16 protein-coding genes are annotated in these 16,297 nt (G+C 58.2%); 3 read left to right on the forward strand and 13 right to left on the reverse strand.

The annotated features are described in order from the left end of the window. Positions 1-7: 7 nt before the first annotated feature. From ACLBW8_RS17830 to kdgD, 3 genes are all read right to left on the reverse strand, one after another. Positions 8-1,372, reverse strand: a complete 1,365-nt coding sequence (locus ACLBW8_RS17830; RefSeq protein WP_262667026.1) for an MFS transporter — start codon at positions 1,370-1,372, stop codon at positions 8-10. 180 nt (positions 1,373-1,552) lie between these two features. Then, a complete protein-coding gene (locus ACLBW8_RS17835) occupies positions 1,553-2,998 on the reverse strand; it encodes an aldehyde dehydrogenase family protein (protein WP_447805962.1) in 1,446 nt (481 codons plus the stop codon). Positions 2,999-3,052: 54 nt separating this feature from the next. Beyond that, on the reverse strand, positions 3,053-3,964 hold the full coding sequence (kdgD, locus tag ACLBW8_RS17840; RefSeq protein WP_064450699.1) for a 5-dehydro-4-deoxyglucarate dehydratase: 912 nt from the start codon (positions 3,962-3,964) through the stop codon (positions 3,053-3,055). Between the two features lie 235 nt (positions 3,965-4,199). Here kdgD and ACLBW8_RS17845 point away from each other — a divergent pair, with 235 nt between their 5' ends. Continuing rightward, entirely contained in the window at positions 4,200-5,357 is a 1,158-nt protein-coding gene (locus ACLBW8_RS17845; protein WP_064450698.1) for a hypothetical protein, read from the forward strand. A 163-nt stretch (positions 5,358-5,520) separates the two neighbouring features. On the opposite strand, the gene ACLBW8_RS17850 is transcribed toward ACLBW8_RS17845, so the two are convergent. From ACLBW8_RS17850 to rplM, 8 genes are all read right to left on the reverse strand, one after another. After that, complete coding sequence (locus ACLBW8_RS17850) at positions 5,521-6,270, reverse strand: FadR/GntR family transcriptional regulator (protein WP_064450697.1); 750 nt, start codon at positions 6,268-6,270, stop codon at positions 5,521-5,523. 158 nt (positions 6,271-6,428) lie between these two features. Further along, positions 6,429-6,848, reverse strand: coding sequence for a ClpXP protease specificity-enhancing factor (locus tag ACLBW8_RS17855; protein WP_447805963.1), 420 nt, complete (start codon positions 6,846-6,848; stop codon positions 6,429-6,431). 17 nt (positions 6,849-6,865) lie between these two features. Next, positions 6,866-7,483: a glutathione S-transferase N-terminal domain-containing protein gene (locus ACLBW8_RS17860; RefSeq protein WP_017138266.1), complete on the reverse strand. Its 618-nt coding sequence runs from the start codon at positions 7,481-7,483 to the stop codon at positions 6,866-6,868. A 149-nt stretch (positions 7,484-7,632) separates the two neighbouring features. Next, entirely contained in the window at positions 7,633-8,412 is a 780-nt protein-coding gene (locus ACLBW8_RS17865) for a cytochrome c1 (RefSeq protein WP_069553196.1), read from the reverse strand. Further along, positions 8,412-9,623, reverse strand: a complete 1,212-nt coding sequence (locus ACLBW8_RS17870; protein WP_053254390.1) for a cytochrome b — start codon at positions 9,621-9,623, stop codon at positions 8,412-8,414. The genes ACLBW8_RS17865 and ACLBW8_RS17870 overlap by 1 nt, the downstream gene beginning before the upstream one ends. Beyond that, entirely contained in the window at positions 9,623-10,219 is a 597-nt protein-coding gene (gene petA / locus ACLBW8_RS17875) for a ubiquinol-cytochrome c reductase iron-sulfur subunit (RefSeq protein WP_003216040.1), read from the reverse strand. The genes ACLBW8_RS17870 and petA overlap by 1 nt, the downstream gene beginning before the upstream one ends. A 265-nt stretch (positions 10,220-10,484) precedes the next feature. Continuing rightward, positions 10,485-10,877, reverse strand: coding sequence for a 30S ribosomal protein S9 (gene rpsI / locus ACLBW8_RS17880; protein WP_003216038.1), 393 nt, complete (start codon positions 10,875-10,877; stop codon positions 10,485-10,487). A gap of 14 nt (positions 10,878-10,891) precedes the next feature. After that, complete coding sequence (rplM, locus tag ACLBW8_RS17885) at positions 10,892-11,320, reverse strand: 50S ribosomal protein L13 (RefSeq protein ID WP_003171742.1); 429 nt, start codon at positions 11,318-11,320, stop codon at positions 10,892-10,894. A gap of 248 nt (positions 11,321-11,568) precedes the next feature. Between rplM and ACLBW8_RS17890 the strand changes: the two genes are divergently transcribed. After that, positions 11,569-12,609 (forward strand): NADP(H)-dependent aldo-keto reductase, encoded by a 1,041-nt coding sequence (locus ACLBW8_RS17890; RefSeq protein WP_447805964.1) that lies wholly within the window; start codon positions 11,569-11,571, stop codon positions 12,607-12,609. Between the two features lie 116 nt (positions 12,610-12,725). On the opposite strand, the gene ACLBW8_RS17895 is transcribed toward ACLBW8_RS17890, so the two are convergent. After that, positions 12,726-13,862, reverse strand: a complete 1,137-nt coding sequence (locus ACLBW8_RS17895) for an acyl-CoA dehydrogenase family protein (protein WP_064450693.1) — start codon at positions 13,860-13,862, stop codon at positions 12,726-12,728. 220 nt (positions 13,863-14,082) lie between these two features. Here ACLBW8_RS17895 and ACLBW8_RS17900 point away from each other — a divergent pair, with 220 nt between their 5' ends. After that, positions 14,083-15,003 carry a GlxA family transcriptional regulator gene (locus ACLBW8_RS17900; RefSeq protein ID WP_208604459.1) on the forward strand — a complete coding sequence of 307 codons (921 nt, stop codon included), beginning with the start codon at positions 14,083-14,085 and terminating at the stop codon, positions 15,001-15,003. 140 nt (positions 15,004-15,143) lie between these two features. Here ACLBW8_RS17900 and zapE read toward each other — a convergent pair whose 3' ends face one another. Then, positions 15,144-16,238 (reverse strand): cell division protein ZapE, encoded by a 1,095-nt coding sequence (gene zapE / locus ACLBW8_RS17905; protein ID WP_012722199.1) that lies wholly within the window; start codon positions 16,236-16,238, stop codon positions 15,144-15,146. Between the last annotated feature and the right edge of the window lie 59 nt (positions 16,239-16,297).

Raw genomic sequence — 16,297 nt, forward strand, 5'->3', positions numbered from 1 at the left:
TCGCCCCTCAAGAGTGCGCTTCGGTAAATTTAGTCAGCTCAGGCCCTTTGCTGGGTGGCTCTTTGAGCACCACGCGCTTGATCGGGCCGACAATTACCAGGTAACTGAACACCGCCACCAGCGCGTTGGCGCCGACGAACACCAATGCCCACTTGAACGAGCCGGTGGTGCTGATGATGTAACCGATCACGATAGGCGTACTGATAGACGCCAGGTTGCCAAACATATTGAACAAGCCGCCACTGAGGCCGGCGATTTGTTTCGGCGAGGTGTCGGACACCACCGCCCAACCCAGTGCGCCAACGCCTTTACCGAAGAAGGCCAGGGCCATGAAGCCCACCACCATCCATTCGATGTCGACATAGTTGCACGCCACGATGCTGCTGGAGATCAGCAACCCACCGATGATCGGCGCCTTGCGCGCAAACGTCAGCGAATGGCCCTTGCGCAGCAGGTAGTCGGAAATCACGCCGCCCAACACCCCACCTATAAACCCGCAGATCGCCGGCAAAGACGCAATGAAACCAGCCTTGAGAATGGTCATGCCGCGATCCTGCACCAGGTACACCGGGAACCAGGTCAGGAAGAAGTAGGTAATGCCGTTGATGCAGTATTGGCCCAGGTACACGCCGAGCATCATGCGGTTGGTCAGCAGTTGGCGAATGTAATCCCACTTAGGCCCATCGGTTTTCTGCCCCTTGGTCTTGTCCTGGTCCATATCGACCATCGCGCCATTTTCAGCGATGTGCTTGAGCTCAGCCTCGTTGATCATCGGGTGCTGGCGCGGGCTGTGGATAACTTTCAGCCAGATCAGCGAGAACAGCACGCCGATCCCCCCCATGACGATAAACACATGCTGCCAGCCAAAGGTGTAGACGATCCAACCCATCAGCGGTGCAAACAACACCGTGGCGAAGTACTGCGCGGAGTTGAAAATCGCCGACGCCGTGCCGCGCTCAGCGGTAGGAAACCATGCCGCAACAATACGGGCATTTCCGGGAAACGAGGGCGCCTCAGCCAGGCCCACCAAAAAGCGCAGCATGAACAGCGCCACGATAGCGGTGGAAACCCCGAATTCACCGACATAGCCTTGCAGCACGGTGAACAGCGACCAGGTGAAGATGCTCAGGGCATAGACTTTTTTCGAGCCAAACCGGTCCAGCAGCCAGCCACCGGGAATTTGCCCGGCCACGTAGGCCCAACCGAATGCGGAGAAGATGTAACCGAGGGTGACCGCGTCGATGCCGAGGTCTTTTTGCAGGCTGGAGCCGGCGATCGCGATAGTAGCCCGGTCGGCGTAGTTGATCGTGGTCACCAGAAACAGCATGAGCAGGATCAAATAGCGGACGTGGGTCGGCTTGGTCGCTTGCATGAAGATGTACTCCCACTAATTATTTTTTTTGCGGGTAATCATTTTTTGTGTGCGGGACCCGCTTTATGTGGGAGCTGGCGTGCCTGCGATAGCATCACCTCGGTCTCATTGAAGCACCGAGGTGTCTGCGTCGCAGGCACGCCAGCTCCCACACAAGCCGGTGCCCACAGGTGCTGCGTGTTACGAACCGATGTAGCTGGTTTTCACCACGGTGTAGAACTCTTGCGCGTAGCGACCTTGCTCACGCGAACCATAGGACGAGCCCTTACGCCCACCGAACGGCACGTGATAGTCCACACCAGCGGTCGGCAGGTTGACCATCACCATCCCGGCTTGGGAGTGGCGCTTGAAGTGGTTGGCGTACTTCAGCGAGGTGGTGGCAATACCCGCCGACAAACCGAACTCGGTGTCATTGGCCATGGCCAGCGCCGCCTCGTAATCGGCCACGCGCACCACGTTGGCTACCGGCCCGAAGATCTCTTCACGGCTGATCCGCATCGCGGCTTCGCTGTCGGCAAACAGCGTTGGCGCCAGGTAGTAGCCCTCGGTGTCGCAGGTCACCAGGCCGCCACCGCTGACCAGCCGCGCGCCTTCGCTTTGGCCGATGTCGATGTATTTCAAGTCCTGATCCAGTTGGGCCTGGGAGACCACTGGGCCGATATCGGTGCCGCTTTTCAGGGCGTGGCCGACTTTGATCGACTTCATGCGCTCGGCCATGGCCGCGACGAACTGGTCGTGAATACCCGCAGTGACAATCAAGCGGCTTGAGGCGGTGCAGCGCTGGCCGGTTGAGTAGAACGCGCTCTGTACCGACAGCTCGACGGCCTGCTTGAGGTCGGCGTCATCGAGGATGATCTGCGGGTTTTTGCCACCCATTTCCAACTGCACTTTGGCCTGGCGCGACACACAGCTGACGGCGATCTGACGACCTACGCCGACCGAACCGGTAAAGCTGATGCCGTCGACTTTCGGGCTGTTGACCAATACATCGCCGACCACACGGCCACTGCCCATCACCAAGTTGAACACACCGGCGGGGAAGCCGGCGCGGGAGATGATTTCGGCCAGGGCCCAGGCGCAACCCGGAACCAATTCAGCCGGCTTGATCACCACGCAGTTGCCATAGGCCAGGGCTGGGGCGATTTTCCAGGCGGGAATCGCAATCGGGAAGTTCCACGGGGTAATCAAGCCGACCACTCCGAGGGCTTCGCGGGTGACTTCAACGTTGACGCCCGGGCGCACCGACGGCACGTAGTCACCGGACAGGCGCAGGCATTCACCGGCGAAAAACTTGAAGATGTTACCGGCGCGCGTCACTTCGCCGATGGCTTCGGGCAGGGTCTTGCCTTCTTCCCGAGCCAGCAGGATGCCGAGCTCTTCACGGCGGGCGAGGATTTCGCTGCCGACTTTGTCGAGGGCGTCGTGGCGAGCCTGGATGCCGGACGTCGACCAGGCCGGAAAGGCGGCACGGGCCGCGTCGATGGCGGCGTTGACTTGAGCTACGTCAGCCTTGGCGTATTCGCCGATGACATCGGACAACTCCGACGGATTGATGTTGGTGCAGTAGTCGGAACCGGCCACCCACTCGCCGTTGATGTAGTTCTCAAAACGTTTGGCTTGGGACACAAATCTTCTCCTGACGCAAAAGGCCGCTGATTGCTCAGCGGCCTTGTTGATAAGTTACTGCGGACCTTGCTTGTCGATCAGCGCGGCCAGGGCTTCGTACTCTTCCGGCAGCAAATCGGTGAGCGGCGTGCGCACCGGGCCTGCGTCGTAGCCAGCGATTTTTGCGCCAGCCTTGACGATGCTTACGGCATAACCGGCTTTACGGTTACGGATATCGAGGTAAGGCAGGAAGAAGTTGTCGATGATCTTGCCGACGGTGGCGTGATCGTCCTTGGCAATCGCGTGGTAGAAGTCCATCGCGGTTTTCGGAATGAAGTTGAACACCGCCGAGGAGTACACCGGCACCCCCAGGGCCTTGTAGGCAGCAGCGTAAACCTCTGCAGTCGGCAGGCCGCCGAGGTAACTGAAACGGTCGCCAAGACGACGACGAATCGACACCATCAACTCGATATCACCCAGGCCGTCCTTGTAGCCGATCAGGTTCGGGCAGCGCTCAGCCAGGCGTTCCAGCAATGGCGCGGTCAGGCGGCAGACGTTGCGGTTGTAGACCACCACGCCGATCTTGACCGACTTGCACACCGCTTCCACGTGGGCGGCAACACCATCCTGGCTGGCTTCGGTCAGGTAGTGCGGCAACAGCAGCAAGCCCTTGGCGCCAAGGCGTTCGGCTTCCTGGGCGTACTCGATAGCCTGGCGAGTCGAACCGCCGACACCGGCGAGGATTGGCACGCTGGTGGCGCAGGTATCAACAGCGGTCTTCACCACTTGGGAATATTCACTCGCGGCCAGGGAGAAAAACTCACCGGTGCCGCCGGCGGCGAACAAGGCGGTAGCGCCGTAAGGGGCCAGCCACTCCAGACGCTTGATGTAGCCCGCCTGGTGAAAATCACCCTGCGCATTGAAATCGGTCACGGGGAAAGACAGCAGACCGTGGGAGAGGATGGACTTCAGTTCTTGTGGATTCATTATTCGAACACCCTGGGCAAAGACTTTCTGTCGAAAGGTTGTTGTTGGTTTTGATGATGTCGTACGTCATCGTACAACTATAAAAGGATTCGTCAACTGCAATTCATCGGCGGCTGCGACAGCTTCATGTTTAGACATGCCTTCTTGACGTAGGAAATTATTCCTCTATGCTCCGAGTAGCTGTATATACATACAGTTATTAAGGAAGATTCCTACGACATAGCAAGGAGCTAACATGTCAGGTCTTGAACTAGCAGCACCGGAAAAGAAACCACCTACCCTGCGCTTCGAAGGGGGTGAACACACCGCTATTGGCGACGACACCCTGTTGCGATTCGCCAAGGACGCTCCCGCGATTCCCGCGCGACAAGTCGAATTGCACCTGCCCAATGGCCTGGCCCTGACCTACGGCCAAGTGATCGCGCTGGGCGGTGACTTCTATGGCATTCCTGGCCAGCCGATCAGCGACGGCGCCTCCCCAGCGGATCGCGTGCAACGCTTCACAGCGGCGTTCAACTCATTGGCGGTGCTGCCGGCCTCCCGAGAAGAAGCACAGAAGATCCTCGCGGTGATGCAAAAGGAGATCAACGCAGTCAACCAGGCGATCAAGGACGGCAAACAACCCCACGAAGCCTATGACGCATTGGGCGATACGTTGTCTGAGGAGTGGAACCGAATCACCGGCGGCGGCAGTGCCGTTTCGGCACTCCTCCCTCTGGGTCGCTACCTGAAACTGGCAGCCGACAACGCTGACCACTTTGGCGAATGGGCATTGTCCGCCTACCTGGCCGGCCACACGGCGGCACTGCAACAGGCGGTCGTGGCCCATCAGACCGGCACCGACCAGGCACTGGAATTGGCCTATGCGATGAACAGCTTCGCTGATCATTTTTTGACTGACCTGTTTTCCGCCGGCCACCTGCGGGTGCCGCGCAAACAATTGGCGGCGGTGGTGACGCCAGGAGAACTGGGCTCGCTGATCAGCCGCTTCATGCACGATGAAGACAGCAAGTTCGGGCTCAAGGTGCGCAATGCCATGGGTGATCAATGGCACGCCTATGGCGACAAGCGTTATTTCGACGCCATCGACGCAGACAATCGGACGATGGTCAAACGTGCGGTGCAGGCCTCGGCCGATGAGATCTTCGAGACCTTCATCAGCGGTGTCGCGCCCTCTCCAGCCGTCTTCAAGGCGCCGCTGCATGTGCCGGACCTGAATGCCGCGCAGAACCCGGCGAACAACTTCTCGCCGCTGTTCAAGATGGAAGGAGACAAGGTGCTGCGCCGCAAGGACGTGAATGACCTGAACGACAAGCACTGGACCAATGACTGGTGGGGTTGGAGCACCTACCTGTTGCTCAAGGACTACAAGCCCAATCAGCCGGCCAGCTAAGTAGACGCAAAACTCCAGGCCAAGGAGATCAAAATGTGGGAGCGGGCTTGCTCGCGAAGGCGTTTTTTCAGTTGATGCATGTGCAGACTGACACACCGCATTCGCGAGCAAGCCCGCTCCCACACTTGAATCGATTTACTCCCGACACCACTCGGTTGCCCGGTTAACCGCGCTGCGCTTCTGCCTCTTCGTGGGCATGGCGCAGCCGCTCACGGCTGTTGGTCAGGTGCAAACGCATGGCCGCTCGTGCCGCGTCCGAATCCTGGCGGGCAATCGCCTCATAAATCTCTTCGTGCTCGCGGCTCAGGCGGCCCATGTAGTGCTGCTGGTCATCATGGGCCAGACGCGCCGAATTCAGGCGGGTACGCGGAATGATGCTGGTGCCCAGGTGGGTCATGATGTCGGTGAAATAGCGGTTGCCGGTGGACAACGCAATTTCCAGGTGGAACGCAAAATCTGATGCCACTGCATCGCCTGCGTGGGCCGCGCTTTCATTCAGGGCGTCGAGTGCCGCACGCATGGCCGCCAGTTGCGCATCGCTGCGACGTAATGCAGCAAGACCGGCGGACTCCACTTCCAGGCTGATACGCAACTCCAGAATCGCCAGCACATCACGCAAGGTCACTACCGTGGCCGGATCAATCCGGAAGCCGCTCGGGCTTGGCGTGTCCAACACAAAGGTGCCGATACCGTGACGGGTTTCCACCTGCCCCGCCGCCTGCAAGCGCGAGATGGCTTCACGCACCACGGTACGGCTGACCCCATGAGCGTCCATGATCGCCGACTCGGTAGGCAACTTATCGCCACGCTTGAGTTGGCCATCGCGGATTTGCTCGGACAACACCGTGACCAATTCCTGGGCAAGGCTGCGACGCTTGCGGGGAAGACGAGGAGCGGTACTGGCGTTTTCCATGATGAACCATCTTTCTCGGCGAACTTGAGCCCGCATCATAGCCCATGGCGGTTGTACGATCACCGTTCTGTCACGACTTTCATCCCTATCCTGCGCGCAAAAAAATGCCCCGACACAGGTCGAGGCATTTTTAAGGCTCACCCGAGGGTGAAAGCCGCTTACTTCACCACTTTCAAGCTCGGCCGGCCGCTTGGACGCGGAGGCTCGGCGTCCGGTGGAGGCAGATCGTCGCCGTCTTCACCTTCGATCGCTTCGTCCTCCTCGAAAGGCGTCTCCAGATCGAACACCATGCCTTGGCCATTTTCACGGGCATAGATCCCGAGGATAGCGCCAATCGGCACGAACAGCGTATGCGGCACGCCGCCAAAACGCCCTTCGAAGCTGACCGCTTCGTTGTCCATGTGCAAGTGGCGCACAGCACTGGGTGATACGTTCAGCACAATCTGCCCGTCACTGGCAAAACCCTGCGGCACGTCAACCTTGGGAAATTCAGAGTTGACCAGCATGTGCGGGGTGCAATCGTTGTCCACAATCCACTCATAGAGCGCGCGGACCAAATAGGGTCGACTGGAGTTCATCAGCGGCTCCTTAAGCCTTAGCGCATATCGCGTTCGACACCAGACAGACTTGCCTGGAAAGCCTCACGCGCAAACTGGCGCTCCATGTAATCAAGCAACGGCTTGGCCGGCCGTGGCAGTTCAATGCCCAGGATCGGCAAGCGCCAGAGTATGGGTAATAGGCAGCAATCCACCAAGCTTTGTTCCTCGCTGAGGAAAAAAGGTTTGTCGGCGAACAGCGGCGAAACACCCGTCAGGCTCTCGCGCAATTCCTTACGCGCCTGCACCCGAACGGCCTCTTTACTGCGTGTATCCAGAATCACATCCACCAGCCCACACCAGTCACGCTGGATCCGATGGATCAGCAGGCGACTGTTGGCACGCGCCACCGGATACACCGGCAACAAAGGTGGATGCGGGTAACGCTCATCCAGGTATTCCATCACCACGGTTGACTCCCACAACGCCAGGTCACGATCGACCAGGGTGGGCAAGCTGCCGTAAGGGTTCACTTCGATCAGTTTCGGCGGATGACGTCCTGCCTCCACACTGATGATCTCGGCGCTGACACCCTTCTCTGCGAGCACGATGCGTACTCGGTGGGAATAGTGGTCGGCGGGGTCGGAGTAACAGGCCAACCGATTGGTCACGCCCATGGCGGTCCTCCTCGCTTGTTGAAATTATCGAAAGCTCAAAAACGAGCGCGCCCAGAGAGCATCTCTGCAGTGCCTGGTTCAACCAGAGCGCTACGTATTCAGAGATGCCGCTGGGCGCGCAAGATTAACAGCAATTGCTTACGGTTGGATCAATGCACATCCTTCCAGTATTCGCGTTTGAGCAGATAGGCGAACACAAAGAAGAAGGCCAGGTACAGCAATACATAAGTACCAATGCGCTGATGTTGCAGTTTGACCGGGTTGGCCGAGTAGGCCAGGAAGGTCACCAGATTCTTGACCTTCTCGTCAAACTGCTCTTCGTTCAGCGTACCGGTCTTGGGCACGATGGTCAGTTGGTCACACGCTTCATGCGTCAGAGGCGTGCCAGTCAACGGATCATATTGCTTCTTGCCGTCTTCAACGACCTGAACCTGCTTGCATCCTACCACTTGGCGACCCTGCAGGCCGACCAGAACGTTAGGCATGCCGACGTTCGGGAAGACTTTGTTGTTTACGCCATAAGGACGCGCCGGGTCTTCGTAGAAGGATTTCAGGTAACCGTAGAGCCAATCGGTACCGCGCACACGCGCCACCAGGGTCAGGTCGGGCGGTGCTGCGCCGAACCAGACCTTGGCGTCGGCGGGTTGCATACCGATGCTCATGTGGTCGCCGATTTTCGCGCCCGTGAACACCGAGTGGCTGAGCATCACGTCATGCGGGATGCCCAGGTCATCGGCAACACGCTCGTAACGCTGGAACTTGGCGCTGTGGCAGCCCATGCAGTAGTTGGTGAAGGTACGCAGCCCATCCTGCATGGCGGCCTTGTCGGACACGTCGATATCGACTTTTTCCAGTTCCGGCCCGTGCTCGGCCGCGAAGGACAGTAGCGGCAGCGCCGCAAGCATCAAAGCAACAAATAACTTTTTCATCAGCCAGTCACCCTTTCCGGAACCGGTTTGGTCTTCTCGAGCCGGGTATAGAACGGCATCAGAATGAAGTAGGCGAAGTACAGGAAGGTGCAGACCTGCGACAGCAACGTACGCTCAGGCGTTGGCGCCAATACGCCCAGTACCCCCAGGATCACGAACGCAATGCAGAACACCCACAGCCAGATCTTGCTCAGCCAGCCCTTGTAGCGCATGGATTTGACCGGGCTCCGGTCGAGCCACGGCAAGACGAAGAGCATCGCGATCGAGGCACCCATTGCCATCACGCCCATGAGCTTGTCAGGGATCGCGCGCAAAATCGCGTAGAACGGCGTGAAGTACCAGACCGGGGCAATGTGCTCAGGTGTCTTGAAGGCGTTGGCCTGTTCAAAGTTCGGCTTTTCCAGGAAATAACCACCCATTTCCGGGAAAAAGAACACGATCGAGCAGAAGATAAACAGGAAGACGACTACGCCGACAATGTCTTTCACCGTGTAGTACGGGTGGAAAGGAATGCCATCCAGCGGGATGCCGTTTTCGTCTTTATGCTTCTTGATGTCCACGCCGTCCGGGTTGTTCGAACCCACTTCGTGCAGTGCCAGGATGTGCAACACCACCAGGCCAAGAATCACAATCGGCAGGGCTACGACGTGCAAGGCAAAAAAGCGGTTCAGGGTGATGCCGGAGATCAGGTAGTCACCCCGGATCCACTGGGTCAGGTCGTTGCCGATCACCGGAATCGCACCAAACAGCGAGATGATCACCTGGGCGCCCCAATACGACATCTGCCCCCACGGCAGCAGGTAGCCCATGAAGGCCTCGGCCATCAGCGCCAGGTAGATCAACATGCCGAAGACCCACACCAGCTCGCGAGGCTTCTGGTAAGAGCCGTAGAGCAGGCCGCGGAACATGTGCATATAGACGACGATGAAGAACGCCGAAGCGCCGGTTGAGTGCAGCAGGCGCAGGATCGAGCCGTACTCGACATCACGCATGATGTACTCGACGGAGGCAAACGCCTCTTCCGCCGACGGGGTGTAGCTCATCGTCAGCCAGACACCCGTGACAATCTGGTTAACCAGCACCAACAGTGCCAGCGAGCCGAAGAAGTAGAAGAAGTTGAAGTTTTTTGGCGCGTAATATTTGCTGAGATGGTCTTCCCACATTTTAGTCGCGGGGAAGCGCGCATCCACCCAATCCATGAACTTGCTCATCAGGCTTTCTCCCCCTCGTCGACACCAATGACAATGACACTGTCAGTCTCGTAGTGATGTGGCGGAACTGGCAGGTTCAGCGGTGCGGGTTGTGACTTGTAGACGCGGCCAGCCAGGTCGTAGTGGGAACCGTGGCAAGGGCAGAAGTAGCCACCCACCCAGTCTTTGCCCAGGTCGGCAGGAGCAACTTCAGGACGGAAAGTAGGCGAGCAACCCAGGTGGGTGCAAATACCGATCAGCAGCAGAATCTCTGGCTTGATCGAACGAATTTCCTTATCGACGTAGGCGGGTTGGTCGGAATTCTTCGAGTCGGGATCAGACAGCTGACCTTCGATTTTCTTCAGATTCCCAAGGATTTCCTCAGTACGACGAACGATGAAGACCGGCTGACCGCGCCATTCAGCAATCATTTGCTGGCCTGGGTCGATCTTGCTGACATTCACCTTCACCGGTGCACCTGCGGCTTTCGCCTTGGCACTGGGAAACCATGACCCCACGAACGGGACCGCAGCCCCCACCGCTCCTGCAGCACCCACCACGGACGTGGCTGCTACCAAGAAGCGACGCCGGCCTGCATTCACGCCGTCATTGCTCATTCAGTCCTCTCCCATCAGCTTTTTGGCCTGTTAAATCAGGCGTCTACTAAGTGTTGTATCTTTACTTATAAAAATTTTGCCGAATGGTAATGAAAAGCCCCACGTATGACAAGGGAATTGCCCGGGCCTCCCTCTCCAGGCCTTGTAGTATAGGGGGTCTACGGATGTGGCAAGTTGTCACGGCGAAATTTATGCATAAATCGCAGGCAATAAAAAACGCCCAGCTCCGTGAGGAGTTGGGCGTTTTTGTGGAACGTAAAGCGAATTAACGCTTCGAGTACTGCGGACGCTTACGCGCTTTACGCAGACCGACTTTCTTACGTTCAACTTCACGAGCATCGCGAGTTACGAAGCCAGCTTTGCGCAGAGCGCCACGCAGGGTTTCGTCGTACTGCATCAGAGCGCGAGTGATACCGTGGCGGATTGCGCCAGCTTGACCACTTACACCGCCACCGATAACGGTGACGTAGATGTCGAACTTTTCAACTGTCTCGGTCAATTCCAGCGGCTGACGAACTACCATGCGGGCAGTTTCGCGACCGAAGAAGTTTTCCAGAGTGCGGTTGTTGATCGAGATGTTACCAGTGCCCGGACGCAGGAAAACGCGTGCGGTTGCGGTTTTGCGACGGCCAGTGCCGTAATTTTGAGTCGCCGACATAATGAACTATTCCGTTAAAACTTCAGTTCTTGGGGCTGCTGAGCAGCATGAGGGTGTACAGCGCCCGCATAGACTTTCAGCTTGCGAAACATATCGCGACCCAGTGGGCCCTTCGGCAGCATGCCTTTGACCGCGATTTCGATCGGGGCTTCAGGCTTCTTGGAAATCAGACCTTCGAAGTTCGAAGACTTGATACCGCCTGGGAAACCGGAGTGACGGTAGTACATTTTGTCTTGCGCTTTGTTGCCGGTAACACGTACCTGCTCAGCGTTGATGATCACGATGTAGTCACCGGTGTCAACGTGAGGGGTGTACTCAGGCTTGTGCTTGCCACGCAGACGGCTGGCGACTTCAGTGGCCAGACGACCCAGGGTCTGACCAGCGGCGTCGACGACAAACCAGTCGCGCTGAACTGTTTCCGGTTTTGCAGTAAAAGTTGTCATTCTTTAATAGCCTCAGGGGCCGCCCTGTAAATTAGACGGCGGATCTTACTGAATAGTGCGTACTTTGACAAGTCAAAGGCAGCCGGATACAGACGCTATCGGGGGCTCGGGTCGGCGCGTCCGTTCAACGGCAAGATTCTTCGGCAGGCGGCGCATCACTTCCACTGCAGAAAGAGGTGGGCAATTATGCAGATTGCGAAAAAAAATTCAACCTGCTTTTATGATTGTTTTCCCCGAAGGAGTACCCGATGGATTATCGACAGCTGGGCCGTACCGATCTGAATGTAAGCGCGATAGCCTTGGGCACCATGACCTGGGGCGAGCAAAACAGCGAGGCAGAGGCCTTTGCACAGATCGAACGGGCCAAGGCCGCGGGGATCAACTTCCTCGACACAGCAGAAATGTACCCGGTGCCGCCGAAGGCCGACACCTATGCCACCACCGAGCGCTATATCGGTAATTACTTCAAAAGCCGTGGCGACCGGGCCGACTGGATCCTCGCCAGCAAGATCGCCGGCCCCGGCAACACCATTGATTACATCCGTGACGGCCACTTGCGCCACAACCGCAAGCACATCGTCGACGCCCTGGATGCCAGCCTCAAGCGCCTGCAAACCGACTGGATCGACCTCTACCAGTTGCACTGGCCGGAGCGCAGCACCAACTTTTTCGGCCAACTGAGCTACAAGCACAAGGACGAAGACGACCTGACCCCGCTGGAGGAAACCCTCGAAGCACTGGACGAACAGGTGAAGGCCGGCAAGATCCGCCACATCGGCCTGTCCAACGAAACCCCGTGGGGCACCATGAAGTTCCTGGCCCTGGCCGAAGCCCGTGGCTGGACCCGCGCGGTGTCGATCCAGAACCCCTACAACCTGCTCAACCGCAGCTTTGAAGTGGGCCTGGCGGAAGTCGCCATTCGTGAGCAATGCGGCCTGCTGGCCTACTCGCCGCTGGCTTTCGGCATGCTCAGCGGCAAATACGAAGACGGCGCCCGTCCGGCAAAAGCCCGCCTGACCGAATACAGCCGCTTCAGTCGTTACTTCAACCCGCAGTCAGAAGCAGCCTGCAGCCGTTATGTGGCACTGGCGCGGGAACATGGCCTGGACCCGGCGCAGATGGCGCTGGCGTTCGTGACGCAACAGCCGTTCGTGACCAGCAACATTATTGGCGCCACGAGCCTGGAGCAACTGGACAGCAACATTGCCAGTGCCGACCTGAAGCTGTCGAAAGAGGTTTTGGAAGGGATTGAGGCGATTCAGAAGGACCATCCGAATCCAGCGCCTTGATTGATCCTTAAGCCGCTATCGCAGGCAAGCCAGCTCCCACATTTGACTGTATTCACACATCAAATTGTGGGAGCCGGGCTTGCCGCGATGTGGCCCGGAGCAGCACTACAAATCCATCAAAGCGCCCGCGCAATAATCTCTTTCATGATCTCATTGGTCCCCGCATAAATCCGCTGCACCCGCGAATCGGCCCAGGCCCGGGCAATCGGGTATTCCCACATAAAGCCGTAGCCACCGTGCAGCTGCACGCACTCGTCGAGCACCTTGCATTGAAGGTCCGTGGCCCAATACTTGGCCATCGCCGCCGTGGGCACATCGAGCTTGCCCTCCAGATGCAACGCCATGCATTTATCCACAAACACGCGGCCGATCTGAATCTCGGTGGCCATCTCCGCCAGCTTGAACCGGGTGTTCTGGAAGTCGGCAATTGCCTTGCCGAACGCTTTGCGCTCACGGGTGTATTCAAGGGTCCATTGCAACGCCGCCTCGGCTGACGACAGCGCGCCAATCGCCACGGTCAGGCGCTCCTGGGGCAACTCCTGCATCAAATACGCGAAGCCCATGCCGGCCTGGCCCAACAGGTTTTGCTTGGGCACGCGCACGTCCTGGAAAAACAGCTCCGAGGTGTCCTGGGCCTTCATGCCCACCTTCTCCAGGCGCTTGCCCTTGTCGAAGCCCGGCGTATCAGCCTCCACCAGAAACAGGCTGGTGCCCTTTGCACCGGCCTTGGGGTCGGTCTTGGCCACAACGATCACCAGCTCAGCGAGAAAGCCGTTGGTGATAAAGGTCTTGGAACCGTTGATCACATACTCATCGCCGTCCAATACCGCAGTGGTCTTGACGCCTTGCAGATCGGAACCCGCCCCTGGCTCAGTCATGGCGATGGCCGTGACCATCTCGCCGGAGATCAATTTGGGCAGGTACTTCTGTTTCAGCGCTTCACTGCCGTAATGCAGGATGTAGGGCGCCACGATGTCCGAATGCAGGGAAAACCCGATGCCGGTCAGCCCCAGTCGGCTGATTTCCTCAATCACCACTGCGCTGTAGAGAAAGTCCGCACCCAGGCCGCCATATTCCTCCGGCAGATGAGAACACAGCATCCCCGCCTCCCCCGCCTTGCTCCACAGACTACGGTCGATATAGCCCTGTTTCTCCCATTGCCCATGGAACGGCGCGGCGTGTTTTTCGAGGAAGGTGCGCACGCTCTCGCGGAAGAGTTCGTGCTCCGAGCTGAACAAGGTTCTGGGGATCATGGGTCACCTGCGTGGATTGTCGGACAAGGACGAGCCCACAGAGACTAAGCCGCGAAGGCGTCACGGGACACTGGACACATGCGACAAAAAATAAGACGATCCAGCCGTCTGGTGACCACTTTCCCCTATAAGAATAAATGAAATTATGTCTAACCAAATCTCCACGCCCCTACGGCGCGTCAGCATTTTGGCCATTGATCGGGTATTCGCTTCAACCCTCATGCAAGCCAAGGATTTCTTCCATCTCGCCAGCCTGCGTTATGGCAAACAACAAGGCCTGGGCCTGACCCCAGCGTTTGAAACGCGCCTGGTCAGCCCCGACGGGCAATCGGTACGCAGCTTCAGCGATGTGATCATGCCGGTGGACGGCGGCCTGGAAAACGCCGACATCATCGTGTTGCCGGCCTTCTGGGATGACTTCGACGCGCTGTGCACCCGTTACCCCCAAGTGCTGCCCTGGCTGCGCGAGCAACACGCCCGCGGCGCGGTGCTTTGCGGCGAGGCCACCGGCGTGTTCTGGCTCGCCGAAGCCGGCCTGCTCGATGGCAAGGAAGCGACCACCTACTGGCGTTTCTTCAATGCCTTCAGCGAACGGTTCCCCCAGGTGCAGCTCAACCAGGACAAGCACCTCACCGATGCCGACAACCTGTATTGCGCCGGCGGCACGACCTCGGCGTGCGACCTCTACATCTACCTGATCGAACGTTTCTGTGGCGCCAATATCGCGCAGGCCGTGGCCCGCGACATCCTCTACGAAGTGCAGCGCAGCTACGCGCCTGGGCGTATCGGCTTTGGTGGACAGAAGTTGCACCAGGACGTGATCATCCTGCAGATCCAGCACTGGCTCGAAGAGCATTTCGCCGACAAGTTCCGCTTCGAAGACGTCGCCCGGGAACACGGCATGAGCATCCGCAACTTCATGCGCCGTTTCCAGACCGCCACCGGCGACAAGCCGCTGCATTACCTGCAACGGCTGCGTATCGAGACGGCCAAAGGCCTGCTCTCGGGAAGCCGCAAGAGCATCAAGACCATCAGTTATGAGGTGGGTTACGACGATGCGAGCTTCTTTGCGCGGCTGTTCAGGCAGCACACCGAGCTGTCACCGAACCAGTATCGCCAGCAGTTCCAGCAGGCCGCGTAAGCCAAGACAAACACAAATCAATGTGGGAGCTGGCTTGCCTGCGAAAGCAATGTATCAGCCAGTAAATGAGTTGACTGAGACACCGCCATCGCTGGCAAGCCCGGCTCCCACATTGGATCTCCTTTGTTCTGGAAATCGATTTACGGCTTATGCCCGCGCGACAGGAACTCGTGGGATTGCATTTCAAGCAAGCGGCTCAGCGTCCGCTGGAATTCGAAGTTCAAGCGACCGCCGGTGTAGAGGTCCTTGAGTTCGACCTCGGCCGAGATGATCAGCTTGACGTTACGGTCGTAGAATTCGTCGACCATGTTGATAAACCGGCGCGCGATGTCGTCGGTGGTGACGCTCATCTGTTCCACGCCGCTCAGGATCACCGCGTGGAAGATTTTGCCCAGCTCGATGTAATCGTTCTGGCTACGCGGCCCGTCGCACAATTGGCGGAATTCGAACCAGGCCACGTCGTCGCAGGTACGCAGCGCGATGATTTCGCGGTTTTCGATCATCAACTTGTCGTTTTCCACCGCCTGGGTGCATTCCGGCGTCAGCGCGCGGAAGCTTTTTTTCAGGCTTTCGTGCGCCGCTTCGTTCAGCGGGAAGTGGAACAGCTCCGCTTGCTCAAGGTGGCGCAGGCGGTAATCAACGCCACTGTCGACGTTGACGATCTCGGTGTTCTGCTTGATCAGCGCGATGGCCGGCAGGAAGCGTGCACGTTGCAGGCCGTCCTTGTACAAGCCGTCAGGCACGATGTTCGACGTGGCGACCAGCGTCACGCCATTCTTGAACAGTTCTTCCATCAGCGTGCCGAGGATCATGGCGTCGGTGATGTCGGAAACGAAGAACTCATCGAAGCAGATGACCCGCGCTTCGTCGGAGAAACGCTTGGCGATGATGGTCAGCGGGTTTTTCTCACCCGGCAGGGTCTTCATTTCTTCGTGCACACGCTTCATGAAGCGGTGAAAGTGCGTACGCACCTTTTCCTTGAACGGCAGCGCTTCAAAGAAGGTGTCGACCAGGTACGTCTTGCCCCGGCCCACGCCACCCCAGAAATACAGGCCTTTGACCGGCGTGTGGTCTTTCTTGCCAAACAGCTTGCTGAACATCCCTGGCTTGCTTTGCGAGGCCGCGACCAGGTCGTCGTACAGGCGCTGCAAATGACGCACCGCCGTTTCCTGGGCCGCGTCATGGAAGAATTCAGGGCGTTTCAGATCAGCTTGATATCGTTCTAGGGGCGTCATAATTTCGTTAGCAAGGCAACAAAAACGGGCCGTCACTGTAACGACGGCCCTGGATAATG

The organism is Pseudomonas sp. M5A4_2d (assembly GCF_053345295.1).